Origin of the sequence: Zoogloea dura (genome assembly GCF_012927165.1) — a bacterium.
Classification (GTDB): Bacteria; Pseudomonadota; Gammaproteobacteria; order Burkholderiales; family Rhodocyclaceae; genus Zoogloea; species Zoogloea dura.
Map to the genome: position 1 here is coordinate 127,421 of NZ_JABBGA010000014.1, position 14,103 is coordinate 141,523.

Here is a 14,103-nt window from a genome sequence, read left to right on the forward strand (position 1 = left end):
GGAGGATGGACGAAATGAACATGCTTGCATGCCAGGATGCCGCCCCGCATCCATTTTCCGAGGCCCTGCGTCTCGGCCTGTGCGTCGAGCAGGCCCTCGGCAGCAGCGCCGAGCGCCTGCTGAGCGAGGACCTGGACGAGGCCTCCAGCCATCTGTCGGGGGCCTATAACACCCACCGTCTGCATCTCACGGGAGGGCGGAGCGACTTCCGGATGCGCTTCCTGCGGACCCGGGTCGGGCGCCTCGGGCTGGCGTCGCTGGCCTTTGGCGCGGAGGTCGAGATCGAGCAGTCGGGCGACCGCCCCTTCGTGCTGGTGACCACCCAGCTGCGCGGTTTCTCGCGGGTCCGGACGCCGGGCGCCACGGCCGAGGGCGGGCCGGGCTTCATCGTGGTCGATTCGGCCGGCCAGGCGGTGAGCAAGCATTTCAGCCACGACAGCGAGCGTTGTCATGTGCGCATCGAGCAGGCCGTCATCGAGGCGCGCTGCGCCAGCCTCCTCGGTCAGCCCCTCGGCCGCCCGCTGGTGTTCGCGCCCTTCTGCCCGAGCCAGGGTGAGCTCCCGGCGCGCTGGATGAGCATGCTCCAGGTGCTGCTGGCCTATGCCGGGCATGGGGTCGGAGGAGCGGGCGGCCTGGGGGGGCGCGCGATGCCCGAGCCCATGCTTGCCAGCATCGAGGAGACAATCCTGCTGCACCTGTTGTTCGAGCATGAGCACAACTACAGCGCGGCCCTGCGTCGTCCGGCCCGCACGCTGGCGCCCCGCCATGTCCGGCGGGCCGAAGAGTACATCCGCAGCCATGCTGCCGAACCCCTGAACCTGAGCCTCATTGCGGCGGCGGCGGGGTGCTGCGTGCGTAGCCTGAGCGAGGGCTTCCGCGCCGCGCGGGGCGGTACGCCGATGAACTTCCTGCGGCAGGTCCGCCTGGAAGGCGTGCGGCGGGATCTGGATGGCGGTCTGCCCCCCGGCGGGATCTCCGAGCTGGCCCTGCGCTGGGGCTTCAGCCATTTCGGTCGCTTCGCAGCGGACTATCGCCGGCATTTCGGCGAGCTCCCCTCGGAGACCGCCCGCCGCGCCGCCCTGCGCTGACGAATCCGCCGGATCCGGATCTGCGGGGGCTGGATCCGGATAGTGACGGCAGAACCTCCTTCCTATGATTGGCCGGCGGGCTGGATGCCCGCCGCGCAAACAACAAGGAGGAGATCCCCATGCGAACATCATTCAGAACCGGCCTGCTCGCCCTGAGCCTGTGGACCGTCGTCCAGCCTGTCCAGGCCCAGGACGTGACTTTCCGGATTGCCCATTTCCTGCCCGCCGTGGCGTCTGCCCAGAAGGCGATCCTCGAGCCCTGGTGCGCCGAGCTCGGGCGCCAGTCGGGTGGGCGCATCAGGTGCGCTTTCTTCCCCTCGATGCAGCTCGGCGGCACGCCGGCCCAGCTGGCGGACCAGGTCAGGAACGGTGTGGCGGACATCGTGTGGACGGCGCCCGGTTACTCGCCGGGGCGCTTCCCCCGCACCGAGGCCCTGGAGCTGCCGGGCATCCTGCCCCTGGGGGGCGTGGCCGGCGGGCGGGCGATCTGGGCCTTCTACGGGCAGCATCTGAAGGAGGAATACAAGGATTACAAGGTGCTCGCCATGCATGGCGACGGCGGCATGAACATACACACCGCCTCGAAGCGGCTGGCGGGGCCGGACGACTTCAAGGGCGTCAAGCTCCGCTCCCCCAACCGCAGCATTGCGCGCACCCTTACCGCGCTGGGGGCCACGCCGGTGGCGATGCCGCCGGCGCAGGTGACCGAGGCGATCGCCAAGGGGGTGGTCGATGGGGCTTCGGCGGTGTGGGAGGTGCTGTTGCCGACCAAGCTGGATGAGGTAACCCGCCACCACCTGGAAAGCCCGGCGGATCGTCCCGCCATGGGCGCCACCGTGCTGGTGCTGCTCATGAACAAGCAGAAGTACGACGCGCTGCCCGCCGACCTCAAGGCCATTGTTGACCGGAATTCCGGCGAGCCCCTGGTGGAGCGCTACGGCAAGGCCTGGGACGACGCCTCAACCATCGCCCGCAACCGCATCCGCAGCCTCCCTGGCCACACCCTGACGGTGATGGAGGCCGGGCAGTACGAGATCCTGCTCAAGCGCACCGCGGTCGTCCAGACGGAATGGCTGGCCGACGCACGGGCCCGCAACATCAACGGCGAAGCCCTCATCGCCGCCGCGCGGGAAGCCGCCGCCAAATCGCTCCGCTGACTCCACCCCCGCAACAGGACCATGACCATGACTTTCAAAAGCACCTACTACGATCACCCCGAGCGCTTCAGCGCCGCCGAATGGGACGCGCGGGTCCGCCTCGCCCGTGTCTACCGGATCTTCGCCCACCTGGGATGGGACGAGCTGATCTACAACCACATCTCGCTGCGCGTGCCGGGGCCTGACAAGCATTTCCTGATCAACCCCTTCGGGCTGCACTACTCGGATGTCTGCGCCTCCAACCTGGTCAAGGTGGACATCGAGGGCCGGCTGATCGGTCATTCCGACTGGCCCATCAATCCGGCGGGGTTCACCTTTCATTCTGCGATCCACGACAAGGTGGCGGACGGCCATTGCGTGATGCATGTGCACACCACCCCGACCCAGGCCGTGTGCTGCCTCAAGGACGGCCTGTCGTACAGCAACTTCTACGCGGCCCAGCTCTACGGCAAGGTGGCCTGGCATGAGTTCGAGGGCATCACGGTGCACCTGGAGGAGGGCGAGCGCATCCTCCGCAGTGCAGGCGACAAGCCGGTATTGATGCTGCGCAACCATGGCCCGGTGGTGATCGGTGCCACGCTGGCTCAGGCCTTCTCCCTGATGTGGCTGGTCAATCGGGCCTGCGAGATCCAGCTGGCCTCCCAGTCCATGGGCCCGGTGGTGGAGATCCCGGTGCCCGTGCTCGAGAAATGCGTGGCCGACTCGCTCAACTTCGATCCGCGCTTCGGTGCCGGGGAAGATGCCTTGGCCGCCCTGACCCGGATCGTCGACCGGCTCGATCCGTCCTACCGCCACTGAGCCAAGCGTCCCGGGCCCGCGGGGGCGTGTCGGCCCGCGGGCTGTTCGGGAATGCCCGGGTGGGCAGACCGGGGCGGGAACGATTAATATATTAGCGAAGTCATCGCCGCCCCGTCGGCTACCTCGTCGCCACCCTGCCGCACACCCGTACCGCTGCCTCAATGCCCAAGTCTTCTGCATCACCCTTGCGCCTGCCCGCCGGCATGCGCGCCCTGGAGCACCGCAATTTCCGCCTTTATTTCCTCGGCCAGGCGGTGTCCATCCTCGGCTCGTGGATCCAGCAGGTGGCGATGGCCTGGCTGGTCTATCGCATCACCGGGTCGGCGGCGCTGCTGGGCATCACCTCGTTTGCCGCGCTGATCCCCCAGCTGCTGGTCGGGCCGCTGGCAGGGGCGTGGATCGACAAGCACGACAAGCGCAAGTGGCTGATGCGGGTGCAGGGCCTGCTCGCCGCCCAGGCCCTGGTGCTGGCGGGGCTGACCTGGCTGGGCTGGGTGGGGCCGGGCCTGCTGATCTTCATGGCGGTGTGCCTGGGGGTGTGCAATGCCTTCGACACGCCGCTGCGCCAGTCGCTGATCAGCGTCTTCGTGGAGCGCCGGGAAGACCTGCCGAATGCCCTGGCCCTCAATGCCATGCTCTTCAACACCGGGCGTTTCATCGGTCCGCCGGTGGCGGGCCTGCTGCTGGGCCTCACCTCGGAGGCGGCCTGCTTCGCCCTCAATGCCCTGACCTTCGTGGCCCTGTTCGTCGCCGTGGCGCGGGTCAAGGTGGCCGGCACGCCGCGTGCCGAAGGCTCGGTGGGGGATGTCTTCAAGGAGGGACTGGCCTACGCCTGGCACACCTGGCCGGTGCGCATGCTGATCACCGTGCTGATGGCCCTCAACCTGACCGCCTCGGCCTATGCCGTGCTGCTGCCGGTGTTCGCCGCCGACGTGTTTGCCGGTGACGCGCGCACCCTCGGCCTGCTGTGGGGCGCCGCCGGCTGCGGGGCTTTCGGATCCACGGTCTTTCTGGCCACCCGGCGCTCTATCCCGGGCCTGATCGGGGCGATCAGCCTCGGCACCACGGTGAGCGCCGTGGCCCTGCTGGCCTTCGGCTGGACCCGCCTGCTGCCGGTGGCGATGGCGGCCATGGTGGCGCTGGGCTTCGGCATCTCGGTGTGCAATGTGGGCATCAACATGCTCCTGCAGAGCATGGCGCCAGACCGCCTGCGCGGCCGCATCGTGTCGTTCTTCACCTCGGGGCGCTTCGGCTTCGACGCGCTCGGCGGCCTGCTGGCCGGCTTCATCGCCACCGCCATCGGGCCCGGCCGCACGATGATCCTCGAAGGGGTGCTGCTGCTGGCCTTCGTGGTCTTCTTGCAGACACGGCGCGAACGCCTGGCCGGCCATGTCGCCGAGCACGACGCGGCGGCCGGCTGAGGCCACCGCGGATCGAGTTCAAGGAGAGCATTCGTGGAGATGTCGGTTGTCATTCCGGCCATCGCCCTGGCCATTGCCATGGGGGCGGTGAGCCCGGGGCCCAGTTTCCTGGTGGTGGCCCGCACGGCCCTGGCCATCTCGCGCCAGGACGCGCTGGCGGTGGCCCTGGGCATGGGCTTCGGGGCCATCGGTTTTGCGGTGCTGGCGCTGTTCGGGCTGCTGCTGGTGTTCGCCGCCGTGCCGCTGCTCTACCTGCTGATGAAGGCCGCCGGCGGGGCCTACCTGTGCCATATGGGTTACCGCATCTGGCGTGATGCCCCCAAGCCCCTGGTGATCGACGCGGCGGGTGGGCAGGGCGCGCCGCGGACGCGCTGGCGCTCGTTCTCGATCGGCTTCGCCACCCAGATCAGCAACCCGAAGACGGCGGTGGTCTACACCACCGTTTTCGCCTCCCTGCTGCCTCCCGGGGCGCCGTGGCAGAGCGTGGCGCCGGTGCCGGTGCTGGTCTTCTTCATCGAGGCCGGCTGGTATTGCGTGGTGGCCGTGGCCCTGTCGGCGGCGGCGCCGCGGGCCCGCTACCTGGCCTCCAAGGTGTGGCTGGACCGGGCCGCCGGGGCGGTGATGACGGCCCTCGGGCTCAAGCTGCTGCTGGATCTCGTGCTGCCCTGAGGGGGCTGCCTATTTCACGAAGCGGCCGTCCCGGCGCAGCAGGTTGATCTCGGAGAAGTCCGAGCCGGCGTGGATGGACTTGCCGAAGCGTACGGTGAAGCCGCCCAGGTCCACCCGGTTCATGCCTTCCAGCGTGGCCTTGAGGCTGTCGGGCTGGAGCTGCTTCGGCCCGGTGCGGCGGATGCCTTCCACCAGGACCTTTGCCGCGATGTAGCCCTCCAGGCTGGCGTGGCTGATCTCGTCGATGCCGGCATTGCGCATGGCCTGCTGGTATTCGCGGACGATGGGCAGGGTGGTGTTCCAGGGGAAGGGCACGACCTGGGAGATGATCACCCCGTTGGCGCCTTCGGCGATGTCGCGCAGGGGCACGCTGCCATTGAGGAAGGAGAAGGAATAAAAGCCGGAGTTGCCGCCGGCGGCCTTGTAGCCGCTGATGAACCTGCTGGCGCCCTCGGTGGTGAGGCACATGAGGATGGCATCGGCCTTGAGCCGTGCGAGCTCGGCGGCGCGCTCGGCGGCGTCGCTGTTGTCGAGGCGGATCGCGGTGCTGCCGAGCAGGGTCACGCCCTTCTGGGCGAGGATGTCCCGGCTGGCTTCCATGGCGCCGCGCGGGCCCGCGGTGTCGTGGTAGGCAAAGGCGATGCGGTTGATGCCCAGCGGCAGCATGTACTCGATCAGGCGCCGGTATTCGTCCTCGTAGCTGATCCGCAGGGAGAAGCCGTAGGGCGAGAAGCGGGCCACCGGCCGGGCGCCCGAGTAGGGGCCGACCAGCGGGATGCGCAGCTCGTTGGCGGCCTTGAGGGCGCCGGCCGACGGGTTGGTGCCGATCGGCATGAGGATGGCCAGGGCTCCCTTGTCGGCGAAGCGGCGGACGTTGGCGGCAGCCTTGTCGGCGTCGTAGGCGTCATCGGCGCGGAGGATCTCGAGCTTGCGCTCGAAGATGCCGCCCTGGGCATTGACCGACTCGATCAGGGCGCGGATGCCCTGCAGGGGCTGGCGCGACAGGGAAGCGAGGGGGCCGGACTCGACGACCGTCTGGCCGATCAGGATGGGCGGGTGGCTTTCGCTGGCGTGGAGGCGCCGGAAGGGCGCGGCCAGGAGCAGGGAAGCCGCAGCGAGAAAGCTGCGGCGGGGGAGCGGTGTGTTCATGCCTACCCATTTGAAATAATAGCCCGCGGACCTTACGGGAGCGGCAATTTGATGTCAATGGTATGGCTTGGGTAGTTCCCCTTTTCCGGCTGCTGCGGCAGTTGCCCGGGAGCTACCCGTGATCGTATAAGCTGAGGCTCGTCCTCGTCACCGGAGTCCATCATGAGCACCCACACCATCCGTCTGCACCGCGTGCTGCGGGCACCGCCGGAGCGGATCTACCGCGCCTTCCTCAACCCGGATGCGATGGCCAAGTGGCTGCCGCCGCATGGCTTCACCGGCCGCGTCCACGAGATGGATGCGCAGGTGGGCGGGCACTACCGGATGTCCTTCACCAACCTCAATACCGGGCATGCCCACAGCTTCGGCGGCACCTACCGCGAGCTGGTGCCGGCCGCGAAGCTGCGCTATAGCGCCAGCTTCGACGACCCGAACCTGCCCGGCGAGATGCAGACCACCGTCACCCTGCGGCAGGTGTTCTGCGGCACCGAGATGGAGGTGGTGCAGGAAGGGATCCCGGAGATGATTCCCCCAGAAGCCTGTTACATGGGCTGGCAGGAATCCCTGCAGCTGCTCGCCCAGCTGGTCGAGGCCGAGATCCCGGGCTGAAGCCGGGCCCAGGGCCTGTGCGCGGCCCCGGGGGCTGCCCGGTCGGCAGCTCGGTGGAGCCGTTCAGTGAGGCCGTTCAGTGGCCGGTCTGGCCGCGGGCGGCAGGCCGCGCTCCGAGCGCAGGGTGTCCGACGGCAGCTCACCGAACATCAGCCGGTACTCCTGGGCAAAGCGCGACAGGTGCCAGAAGCCCCAGCGCGCGGCGATGTCCTGGACGGTGATCTCGGCGGGCCGGCCGCGCTTGAGCTCCTTGCGCACGCCGTTCAGGCGCAGCGCCTTGAGGTAGGCCACCGGGTTGGTCTGCAGGACTTCCTCGAAGCAGTACTGCAGGGTGCGCTGGGACACGCACAGGGCGGCGCACAGGTCGGTGATGGGGATGGGTTCGCCGATCCGCGAACGCATGTAATCCATGGCGCGCAGGATCAGCGCCTGGCGCCCCTTCGAGGTGCGCGGGGCGGCATTCTGGGGGGGCGCGTTGCCAATAACGGATATCACCGTATTGAGCACGCCTTCCTTCAGGCCCTGCCGGACCGCCGCATAATTGAGGATGGCCGGCGATGCGCTGATGCTGTCCAGCACCGACAGCAGGAAGCTGCGGATCTCCCGGGCCAGGGCCGGGTCGTGCAGGGCCTGGCCGCTGCGGCTGATGGCCGCCGGCAGCTCGTCGCCATTGATCGCCCGCGCATGATGGACCAGGTCGGACCAGGGCAGGCTGACGGCGATCAGGTCCAGGCTGGCCGGCGTGCGCAGCAGCACGTCGTCGCCGGGTCGGTGGAGCAGCAGGGTGTCACCGTCCAGCGCCCAGCCGTTGCACCAGCCGAGGCCCTCGAGGGCGACCGGCACGCCGATCACCAGGGCGTCCTTGCGGACGCTGCAGGTCTCCTGGAGGCTGCAATTGCTGCGCTCGCGGAAGACCTGCAGCTTGGAGAACTGCACCTCCGAGGTGTGGCCCCTGAACGGGCCCGGGGACAGCTGCTCGTAGCGCTGGTCCCAGCCGGACAGGTAGCGGGACTGCTCCTCGGCATCCTCGGCCCAGTACTCGGTGAAGGACGCGCCGTCGCTCAGCTGCAATGACGATGGGGCAGTCGGGCTGCCCGGCGGGGAAATCATGGTCTACGGCCTCGGGTCAGGGGTGAACGGAAACTGCGAACGGCAGCTGTCTCCAGCATGCAATTTCCGCGCCCTGACCCCGCAGGGCTGTGTGTCTTCATCTGTCGTCTCCTCTCGTTTTTTGGTCCTGCACTTTTGTGGGGCAATCCTACTCCGAGTGCCCAATCCTGGTGTTACTAATTTGTTAGTGATTTTCGGATTCCGGATAACGCTCGCCTGATCCCCGTTCCTAGAATGGCCTCGACCTGACCGGCTCGCCGCGCTCCACCGCGGAGTGGGAGCCGGATTCCACAGAGAGAGGAGAAGAGCGTGAAGGCAATCGCATGGGCGCTGAAAGGGCTGGCCGGGCTGACGATGATGTCGTCCCTGGCGGCCGGCGCCGTCGGACTGGATACCACCGGGGTGGTGAAGATGGCGCCGCCCACCCCCCAGCGCATGTACCTGGTGGACCCGGCGTTCAACCACATGATCGACGGGCGCCTGCACATCGTAGACGGTGACAGCGAGCGCTACCTGGGCGTGGTGTCCACCGGCTATTCGGCGTCGGTGGCCCTGTCCCCCGAGCGCAAGGAAATCTACGTCGCCACCACCTACTACGCCCGCCTCAACCACGGCGAGCGCACCGACGTGGTGGACATCCACGACGCCGAAACCCTGAGCTGGAAGGGCGAGATCGTCATCCCGACCCGCCACGCCCAGGCCATGGCAGCGCGCAACCTGCTGCAGACCTCGGCCGACGGCCGCCTGCTCTTCGTCCAGAACGCCACGCCGGCCACCTCGGTGACGGTGGTGGATCTGCAGGCCCGCAAGGTGCTGGCCGAAGTGCAGACGCCGGGCTGCTGGTCGGTCTATCCGTCACCGACCACCCGCGGGCGCTTCTCGGCCATGTGCGGCAACGGCTCGATGCTCACCGTGAGCCTCGACGATGCCGGCAAGGTGCTGAGCCGCAAGCAGAGCGCGCCCTTCTTCGACCCCGACCAGGACCCGGTCTTCACCAATTTCGACCGCATCGACGGCCGCTTCGTGTTTGTCTCCTACCACGGCAAGGTGCATGAGCTGGACCTCTCCGGTGAGGAAGCGCGGGCCCTGCCGCCCTGGTCGCTGCTGTCCGCCGCCGATGCCAAGAAGGCCTGGCGCCCGGGCGGCTACCAGCTGGTGGCCATCCACGAGGCCAGCAAGCGCCTGTTCGTCGGCATGCACGACAAGGGCGAGGAGGGCAGCCACAAGAATCCGGCCAAGGAGATCTGGGCCTTCGACCTGGCCAGCCGCAAACGCGTCGAACGCATCCCCGGCCACGAGGCGGGTGTGCTGACGGTCAGCCGCGGCGACGCGCCCCGCCTGTACGCCCTCGACGTGGAGAAGAACCGCATCGTCCAGCTCGATGTGTCGGGGCCCAAGGCGCGCCCGCTGCGCACCATGAAGACCATCGGCGAGACGCCGATCCAGCTGGAGCTGCAGTGATGGATGCCCTGCCCATCATGTTCGACCCCGTACCCGGCCACGCCTGTGCGGCGGCGCTGGCGATCCTGCTGCTGAGCAGCGCCTGGCGCAAGCTGGCCGACCGGGAGGTGTTCCGCGCCACCGTCGAGCTCTACGACCTGCTGCCCGCCGCCGCGGTGGGCGCCTTCGCCGGGCTCTTCCCGCTGCTCGAGGCGGCAGCCGGCGTGGTGGTGGTGCTGCGCCCCGACGGCCCCTGGATGCTCTTGCCCCTCGCCGTGCTCGGCCTGTCCACCGCCGCCATCCTGATCAACGTCCTGCGCGGCCGCAGCAACCTGGAATGCGGCTGCGGCGGAGACAGCCAGCCGCGCCTGTCGTGGGCCCTGGTGATGCGCAACGGGGCCCTGCTCGGTGGCGTGCTGGTGGCCGCCGCAGTCGACAACGGGCGTCCGCTGGTGTGGGTCGATTTCCTCAGCGTGGCGGCCCTGACCCTGGCCCTGGCGGGCCTCTACGCCGCCCTCAACCAACTGCTGGCCAACCAGCCCGAATCCATGCAAACCGGGAGTCTGTCATGACCGAAGCCTTGATCGTTTCCAATGTTCTCCAGTGGGTCGTCCTGCTGGCCCTCGTCGTCGGCCTGTTCGCCCTGGCCCGCCAGATCGGCGTGCTGTTCGAGCGGGTCGCCCCGATGGGCGCCCTGATGCTCGATACCGGCCCCAAGGCCGGCGAGCTGGCGCCGGCCTTCACCCTGCCCAGCCTCACCGGGCCGGAAGTCCGCCTCGGTGGCGCGCAATCCCACAGCACCCTGCTGTTCTTCGTGTCGCCGACCTGCCCGGTGTGCAAGAAGCTGCTGCCCATCATCAAGAGCGCCAGCCGCAGCGAGGCGGCCTGGCTGCGCGTGGTGCTGGCCTCGGACGGCGAGGAGCCCGAGCACCGCGCCTTCGTGGGCAAGGCCGGGCTGGGCGGCTTCCCCTACGTGCTGTCGCAGGAGCTGGGCATGGCCTACCGCATCGCCAAGCTGCCCTACGCCGTGCTGATCGACGAGCGCGGCCGGGTCAGCGCCAAGGGTCTGGTCAATTCCCGCGAGCAGCTGGAGAGCCTGTTCACCGCCAAGGAACTGACCGTCGCCTCGGTGCAGGACTACATCGAACAGCAGGCCTGAACGGCAGCTTCATCCAACCGAGCACCCGACACAGGAGTCAATCATGGATTTCATCGCTAACTGGCTCGACCGCTGGTCGGAGCGCAGCAGCCGCGGCGTGGCCCGGCGCAGCTCCCGGCGCAGTGCGCTGACCCGCATCGGCGGGCTGATGGTGGGCAGCGCCTTCGCCCTGCCGGTGCTGCCCTTCGACCGCACCGGCCAGGCCTTCGCCGCCGAGGCCACCAAGCGCAAGCAGGCCAAGGACGACACCGCCTGCGACTACTGGCGCTACTGCGCCCAGGACGGCTACCTCTGTTCCTGCTGCGGCGGCACGGTGTCCACCTGCCCGCCGGGCACCGAACCGTCCAAGGTGGCCTGGGTCGGCACCTGCCGCAACCCGGTGGACGGCAAGGACTACCTGATCAGCTACAACGACTGCTGCGGCAAGACCGCCTGCGGCCGCTGCATGTGCAACACCAGCCAGGGCGAGCGCCCGGGCTACCGGCTGGGCCTGCACAACGACGTCAACTGGTGCATGGCCAACGATTCGTCGGTGTTCCACTGCACCACGGCGCTGATCGTCGGCCTGCCGGAAGGGAGCAGCTGACCATGCGCCGCCTGATCCTCAGCCTTGCGGCGCTGCTCGGCAGCCATGCCGCCATGGCCGGCGACGATGCCGGCGAAGCCTTGTTCGACAAGCACTGCGCCGTCTGCCACCAGCCGGGGGGCATCGGCTCCCCGGGTTTTGCACCTCCGCTGGCCGAGGCCTTGGGCCAGCGCCTGCAGGTGGAGGAGGGCCGGGCCTACCTCCCGCGGGTGCTGCGTGGCGGGCTGTCCGGCCCCATCGAATCGAAGGGCCAGCGCTACAACGGCGCCATGCCGCCCTTCGCCACGGCCGCCCTCAGCGATGCCGAAGCCGCCGCCGTGCTGAACTACCTGCTCACCGGCCTCAACGGCGCGCTGCTGCCCGCCGGCTTCCAGCCCTACGCCGCCGACGAGATCGGCGCCCTGCAGGGCAAGCCGGTGGCCGCCGGCGACAACCGCAAGCTGCGCGAGCGCATCGACGCACTGCTTAAGAGTGGCCCCCACGCTCAGCCGCTGCGCGGGTCGCTGCCCCCCGAGGGGGCGGCTCTTCCCCTTGGGGGCGGCCCGGCGGTGAAGAAGGGCGGCTGAGCATGACCGCCCGCAAGCGCCTCGCCGTCTTTTCCGTGGCCCTCGGCATGCTGCTGGCAGGCCTGCCCGTGCAAGCCTCCGGCCCCCGGCGGGACTACCAGATGCACTGCGCCGGCTGCCACCAGATGGACGGCAGCGGGGCGCCGAAGGCGGGCATTCCCGACATGCGCAACGCGGTGGGGCATTTCCTGAGGCTGCCCGCCGGCCGGGACTTCCTGGTCCAGGTGCCGGGCACCGCCAACTCGCCCCTCGGCCACGCCGACACCGCGGCCCTGCTCAACTGGATGGTGTTCGCCTTCAGCCGCGACCAGGTCCCCGCCGATTTCCAGCCCTACACGGAGCGCGAAGTCGCCCGTCTGCGGCACACCCCTTTCCACGACGCGCCGGGCACCCGGGCACAACTGGTCGATCGGCTCCAGGCCGATGGCTTCGCTATCCGATGAGCTGAACGCTCCATCGATTCCCACAGGAGAACGCAGATGAACAGACTCAACATGCGCGCCGGGCGGCCTCTCGCCCTGGTGCTGGCCCTCGGTGTGAGCTTCGCCGCCCACGGCGCCGAGGATCCGTCGCGGCTCGGCAAGGACCTGACCCCTGCCGGTGGCGAGAAGGCCGCCAGCAAGGACGGCAGCATCCCGGCCTGGGGCGGCAAGGAAACCCCGGCAGCCGGCTGGGCCTATGGCAAGAACCGCGGCGCCGCCTGGGCCCACAAGGGCGAGAAGCCCCTGTTCTCGATCGACGCCGGCAACGTGGCCAAGTACGCCGACAAGCTGACCCCGGGCCAGGTGGCCACCATCAAGCAGGTCAAGGGCTACCGCATGGACGTGTACCCGACCCACCGCAACTGTGGCGTGCCCGACTTCGTCGCCGACAACACGCGCAAGAACGTCGGCTTCGCCAAGCTCGGCGACGACGGCTGGAGCCTCAAGGAGGCCAATGTGCCGGGCTATCCCTTCCCCTTCCCGGAGAACGGCGCCCAGGCCATGTGGAACGCCAAGATGCGCTACCGCGGCGTGGCCGTCGAGTACAAGAACTCCATCACCGCCGTGTCGCCGCGCAAGGGCTCGGACGAGTGGATCAAGGCCAGCAACGAGCAGACCTTCTTCTTCCCGTGGGGCGCCAAGGGCAGCAAGCCGCTCTCCAAGCTGCCGGACGTGGAGTACTACACCTACCTGCTCTACAACACCCCCACCGCGCTGGCCGGCCAGGCCTTCACCCTGACCACCTTCCTCGACCAGCCGGGCAGCGAGACCTTCTATTACTTCACCGGCCAGCGCCGGGTGCGGCGCATGCCCACCTACGCCTACGACGCGCCGCAGATCGGCTTCGAGAACCAGTACACCCTGGACGAGCCGGCCGTGTTCAACGGCACCCTCGACCGCTTCGACTGGAAGCTGCTGGGCAAGAAGGAGATCTACGTGCCCTACAACAGCTTCGGTGAGTATGACTTCGACGCCAAGTTCGACGACATCGCCCAGGCCGGCTCCGTCAATCCGTCCCACCGGCGCTACGAGCTGCACCGGGTGTGGGTGGTCGAGGCCACCGTCAAGTCCGGTGCCCGCCACGTGGCGCCCAAGCGCAGCTTCTACCTCGACGAGGACAGCTGGAACCTGGTGGCCGCCGACGATTACGACGCCCAGGGCAAGATCTGGAAGCACCGCGAGGGCTACCTGATCCCCGTGTATGAGACCGGCACCTGCGACGTGGCCGGCTTTGCCCAGTACAACCTGAGCGAAGGCCGCTACGTGTTCGACCTGCATGCCGCCGGCACCGGCAAGGACATCCAGTGGGTCACCGAAGGCAACAGCCCGCGCTACAAGTCCGCCTTCTACACCTCAGACAACCTGCGCGCGATCAGCGACCGCTGATCCGGAATCGATATTCGGGAGGACCGGATCATGAACAGGATCACCATCAAGCCGATCGCACTTGCCTTGCTGAGCGGCTTCGCAGGCCATGCCGCCGCCTTCACCTTCCAGGGTGAGAGCGTCTCCGGCAGTTTCGACTCCACCATTTCCGTCGGCATCGGCATCCGTGCCGAAGGCCCGGCCCGCAACCTGGTGCTCAAGGGCTCGCCCAGCGCCGGTGCGCCGGGGGGCTGTACCGAGGCCATCAGCGGCCTGGGCGACCAGGGCAACCTCAACTACGGCCGCGGCGACACCTTCACCAATTACCTCAAGGGCACCCACGAGCTGCTCCTCAAGATGCCCGAGGACGTCAAGTTCATGGCCCGGGTGAGCTGGCTGAAGGATTTTGCCGCACCGCACACCTCCGGCTACGTCAGCGGCGGCAACCCGCCTGGCGTCGGCAGCCTCACCGACGACGCGAAGGAAGACCTGTCCTTCAAGGCG

General features: G+C 68.6%; 16 protein-coding genes. 14 read left to right on the top strand and 2 right to left on the bottom strand.

All coding sequences use genetic code 11. The features are described from left to right. The first annotated feature begins 14 nt into the window (after positions 1-14). From HHL15_RS16725 to HHL15_RS16745, 5 genes are all read left to right on the top strand, one after another. On the top strand, positions 15-1,088 hold the full coding sequence (locus HHL15_RS16725) for an AraC family transcriptional regulator (RefSeq protein WP_169146933.1): 1,074 nt from the start codon (positions 15-17) through the stop codon (positions 1,086-1,088). Between the two features lie 119 nt (positions 1,089-1,207). Further along, entirely contained in the window at positions 1,208-2,245 is a 1,038-nt protein-coding gene (locus HHL15_RS16730) for a TRAP transporter substrate-binding protein (protein WP_169146934.1), read from the top strand. A 27-nt stretch (positions 2,246-2,272) separates the two neighbouring features. After that, entirely contained in the window at positions 2,273-3,043 is a 771-nt protein-coding gene (locus HHL15_RS16735) for a class II aldolase/adducin family protein (protein WP_169146935.1), read from the top strand. A 161-nt stretch (positions 3,044-3,204) separates the two neighbouring features. Continuing rightward, complete coding sequence (locus tag HHL15_RS16740; RefSeq protein WP_235943443.1) at positions 3,205-4,464, top strand: MFS transporter; 1,260 nt, start codon at positions 3,205-3,207, stop codon at positions 4,462-4,464. A gap of 39 nt (positions 4,465-4,503) precedes the next feature. Next, entirely contained in the window at positions 4,504-5,133 is a 630-nt protein-coding gene (locus HHL15_RS16745) for a LysE family translocator (RefSeq protein ID WP_169146955.1), read from the top strand. Positions 5,134-5,142: 9 nt separating this feature from the next. On the opposite strand, the gene HHL15_RS16750 is transcribed toward HHL15_RS16745, so the two are convergent. Continuing rightward, positions 5,143-6,282, bottom strand: a complete 1,140-nt coding sequence (locus tag HHL15_RS16750; RefSeq protein WP_169146936.1) for an ABC transporter substrate-binding protein — start codon at positions 6,280-6,282, stop codon at positions 5,143-5,145. 162 nt (positions 6,283-6,444) lie between these two features. On the opposite strand from HHL15_RS16750, the gene HHL15_RS16755 reads away from it, so the two are divergent. Next, complete coding sequence (locus HHL15_RS16755) at positions 6,445-6,891, top strand: SRPBCC family protein (protein WP_169146937.1); 447 nt, start codon at positions 6,445-6,447, stop codon at positions 6,889-6,891. Between the two features lie 63 nt (positions 6,892-6,954). Here HHL15_RS16755 and HHL15_RS16760 read toward each other — a convergent pair whose 3' ends face one another. Then, positions 6,955-8,001, bottom strand: coding sequence for a helix-turn-helix domain-containing protein (locus HHL15_RS16760; RefSeq protein ID WP_169146938.1), 1,047 nt, complete (start codon positions 7,999-8,001; stop codon positions 6,955-6,957). Positions 8,002-8,310: 309 nt separating this feature from the next. Here HHL15_RS16760 and HHL15_RS16765 point away from each other — a divergent pair, with 309 nt between their 5' ends. The 8 genes from HHL15_RS16765 to HHL15_RS16800 all read left to right on the top strand — a co-directional run. Beyond that, complete coding sequence (locus HHL15_RS16765; RefSeq protein ID WP_206198822.1) at positions 8,311-9,462, top strand: amine dehydrogenase large subunit; 1,152 nt, start codon at positions 8,311-8,313, stop codon at positions 9,460-9,462. Further along, the gene (locus HHL15_RS16770; RefSeq protein WP_169146939.1) at positions 9,462-10,013 is read left to right on the top strand and encodes a MauE/DoxX family redox-associated membrane protein; all 552 of its coding nucleotides are present in this window, start codon (positions 9,462-9,464) and stop codon (positions 10,011-10,013) included. The genes HHL15_RS16765 and HHL15_RS16770 overlap by 1 nt, the downstream gene beginning before the upstream one ends. Then, entirely contained in the window at positions 10,010-10,600 is a 591-nt protein-coding gene (gene mauD / locus HHL15_RS16775; protein WP_169146940.1) for a methylamine dehydrogenase accessory protein MauD, read from the top strand. The genes HHL15_RS16770 and mauD overlap by 4 nt, the downstream gene beginning before the upstream one ends. A 43-nt stretch (positions 10,601-10,643) precedes the next feature. Beyond that, the gene (locus HHL15_RS16780; protein ID WP_169146941.1) at positions 10,644-11,186 is read left to right on the top strand and encodes a methylamine dehydrogenase light chain; all 543 of its coding nucleotides are present in this window, start codon (positions 10,644-10,646) and stop codon (positions 11,184-11,186) included. A gap of 2 nt (positions 11,187-11,188) precedes the next feature. Beyond that, entirely contained in the window at positions 11,189-11,752 is a 564-nt protein-coding gene (locus tag HHL15_RS16785; protein WP_169146942.1) for a c-type cytochrome, read from the top strand. Between the two features lie 2 nt (positions 11,753-11,754). Next, positions 11,755-12,195, top strand: coding sequence for a cytochrome c family protein (locus HHL15_RS16790; RefSeq protein WP_169146943.1), 441 nt, complete (start codon positions 11,755-11,757; stop codon positions 12,193-12,195). A gap of 36 nt (positions 12,196-12,231) precedes the next feature. Continuing rightward, positions 12,232-13,620, top strand: coding sequence for a DUF1329 domain-containing protein (locus HHL15_RS16795; protein WP_169146944.1), 1,389 nt, complete (start codon positions 12,232-12,234; stop codon positions 13,618-13,620). 30 nt (positions 13,621-13,650) lie between these two features. Then, the coding region (locus HHL15_RS16800) for a DUF1302 family protein (RefSeq protein ID WP_169146945.1) at positions 13,651-14,103 on the top strand (453 nt) is incomplete at its 3' end.

Bases quoted from the DNA above. Each gene is read 5' to 3' on its own strand.
- HHL15_RS16740 (WP_235943443.1), top strand. From the start codon at position 3,205: ATGCCCAAGTCTTCTGCATCACCCTTGCGCCTGCCCGCCGGCATGCGC.
- HHL15_RS16730 (WP_169146934.1), top strand. From the start codon at position 1,208: ATGCGAACATCATTCAGAACCGGCCTGCTCGCCCTGAGCCTGTGGACC.
- HHL15_RS16735 (WP_169146935.1), top strand. From the start codon at position 2,273: ATGACTTTCAAAAGCACCTACTACGATCACCCCGAGCGCTTCAGCGCC.
- HHL15_RS16760 (WP_169146938.1), bottom strand. From the start codon at position 8,001: ATGATTTCCCCGCCGGGCAGCCCGACTGCCCCATCGTCATTGCAGCTG.
- HHL15_RS16750 (WP_169146936.1), bottom strand. From the start codon at position 6,282: ATGAACACACCGCTCCCCCGCCGCAGCTTTCTCGCTGCGGCTTCCCTG.
- HHL15_RS16795 (WP_169146944.1), top strand. From the start codon at position 12,232: ATGAACAGACTCAACATGCGCGCCGGGCGGCCTCTCGCCCTGGTGCTG.
- HHL15_RS16755 (WP_169146937.1), top strand. From the start codon at position 6,445: ATGAGCACCCACACCATCCGTCTGCACCGCGTGCTGCGGGCACCGCCG.
- mauD (WP_169146940.1), top strand. From the start codon at position 10,010: ATGACCGAAGCCTTGATCGTTTCCAATGTTCTCCAGTGGGTCGTCCTG.
- HHL15_RS16780 (WP_169146941.1), top strand. From the start codon at position 10,644: ATGGATTTCATCGCTAACTGGCTCGACCGCTGGTCGGAGCGCAGCAGC.
- HHL15_RS16770 (WP_169146939.1), top strand. From the start codon at position 9,462: ATGGATGCCCTGCCCATCATGTTCGACCCCGTACCCGGCCACGCCTGT.
- HHL15_RS16725 (WP_169146933.1), top strand. From the start codon at position 15: ATGAACATGCTTGCATGCCAGGATGCCGCCCCGCATCCATTTTCCGAG.
- HHL15_RS16785 (WP_169146942.1), top strand. From the start codon at position 11,189: ATGCGCCGCCTGATCCTCAGCCTTGCGGCGCTGCTCGGCAGCCATGCC.
- HHL15_RS16790 (WP_169146943.1), top strand. From the start codon at position 11,755: ATGACCGCCCGCAAGCGCCTCGCCGTCTTTTCCGTGGCCCTCGGCATG.
- HHL15_RS16745 (WP_169146955.1), top strand. From the start codon at position 4,504: ATGTCGGTTGTCATTCCGGCCATCGCCCTGGCCATTGCCATGGGGGCG.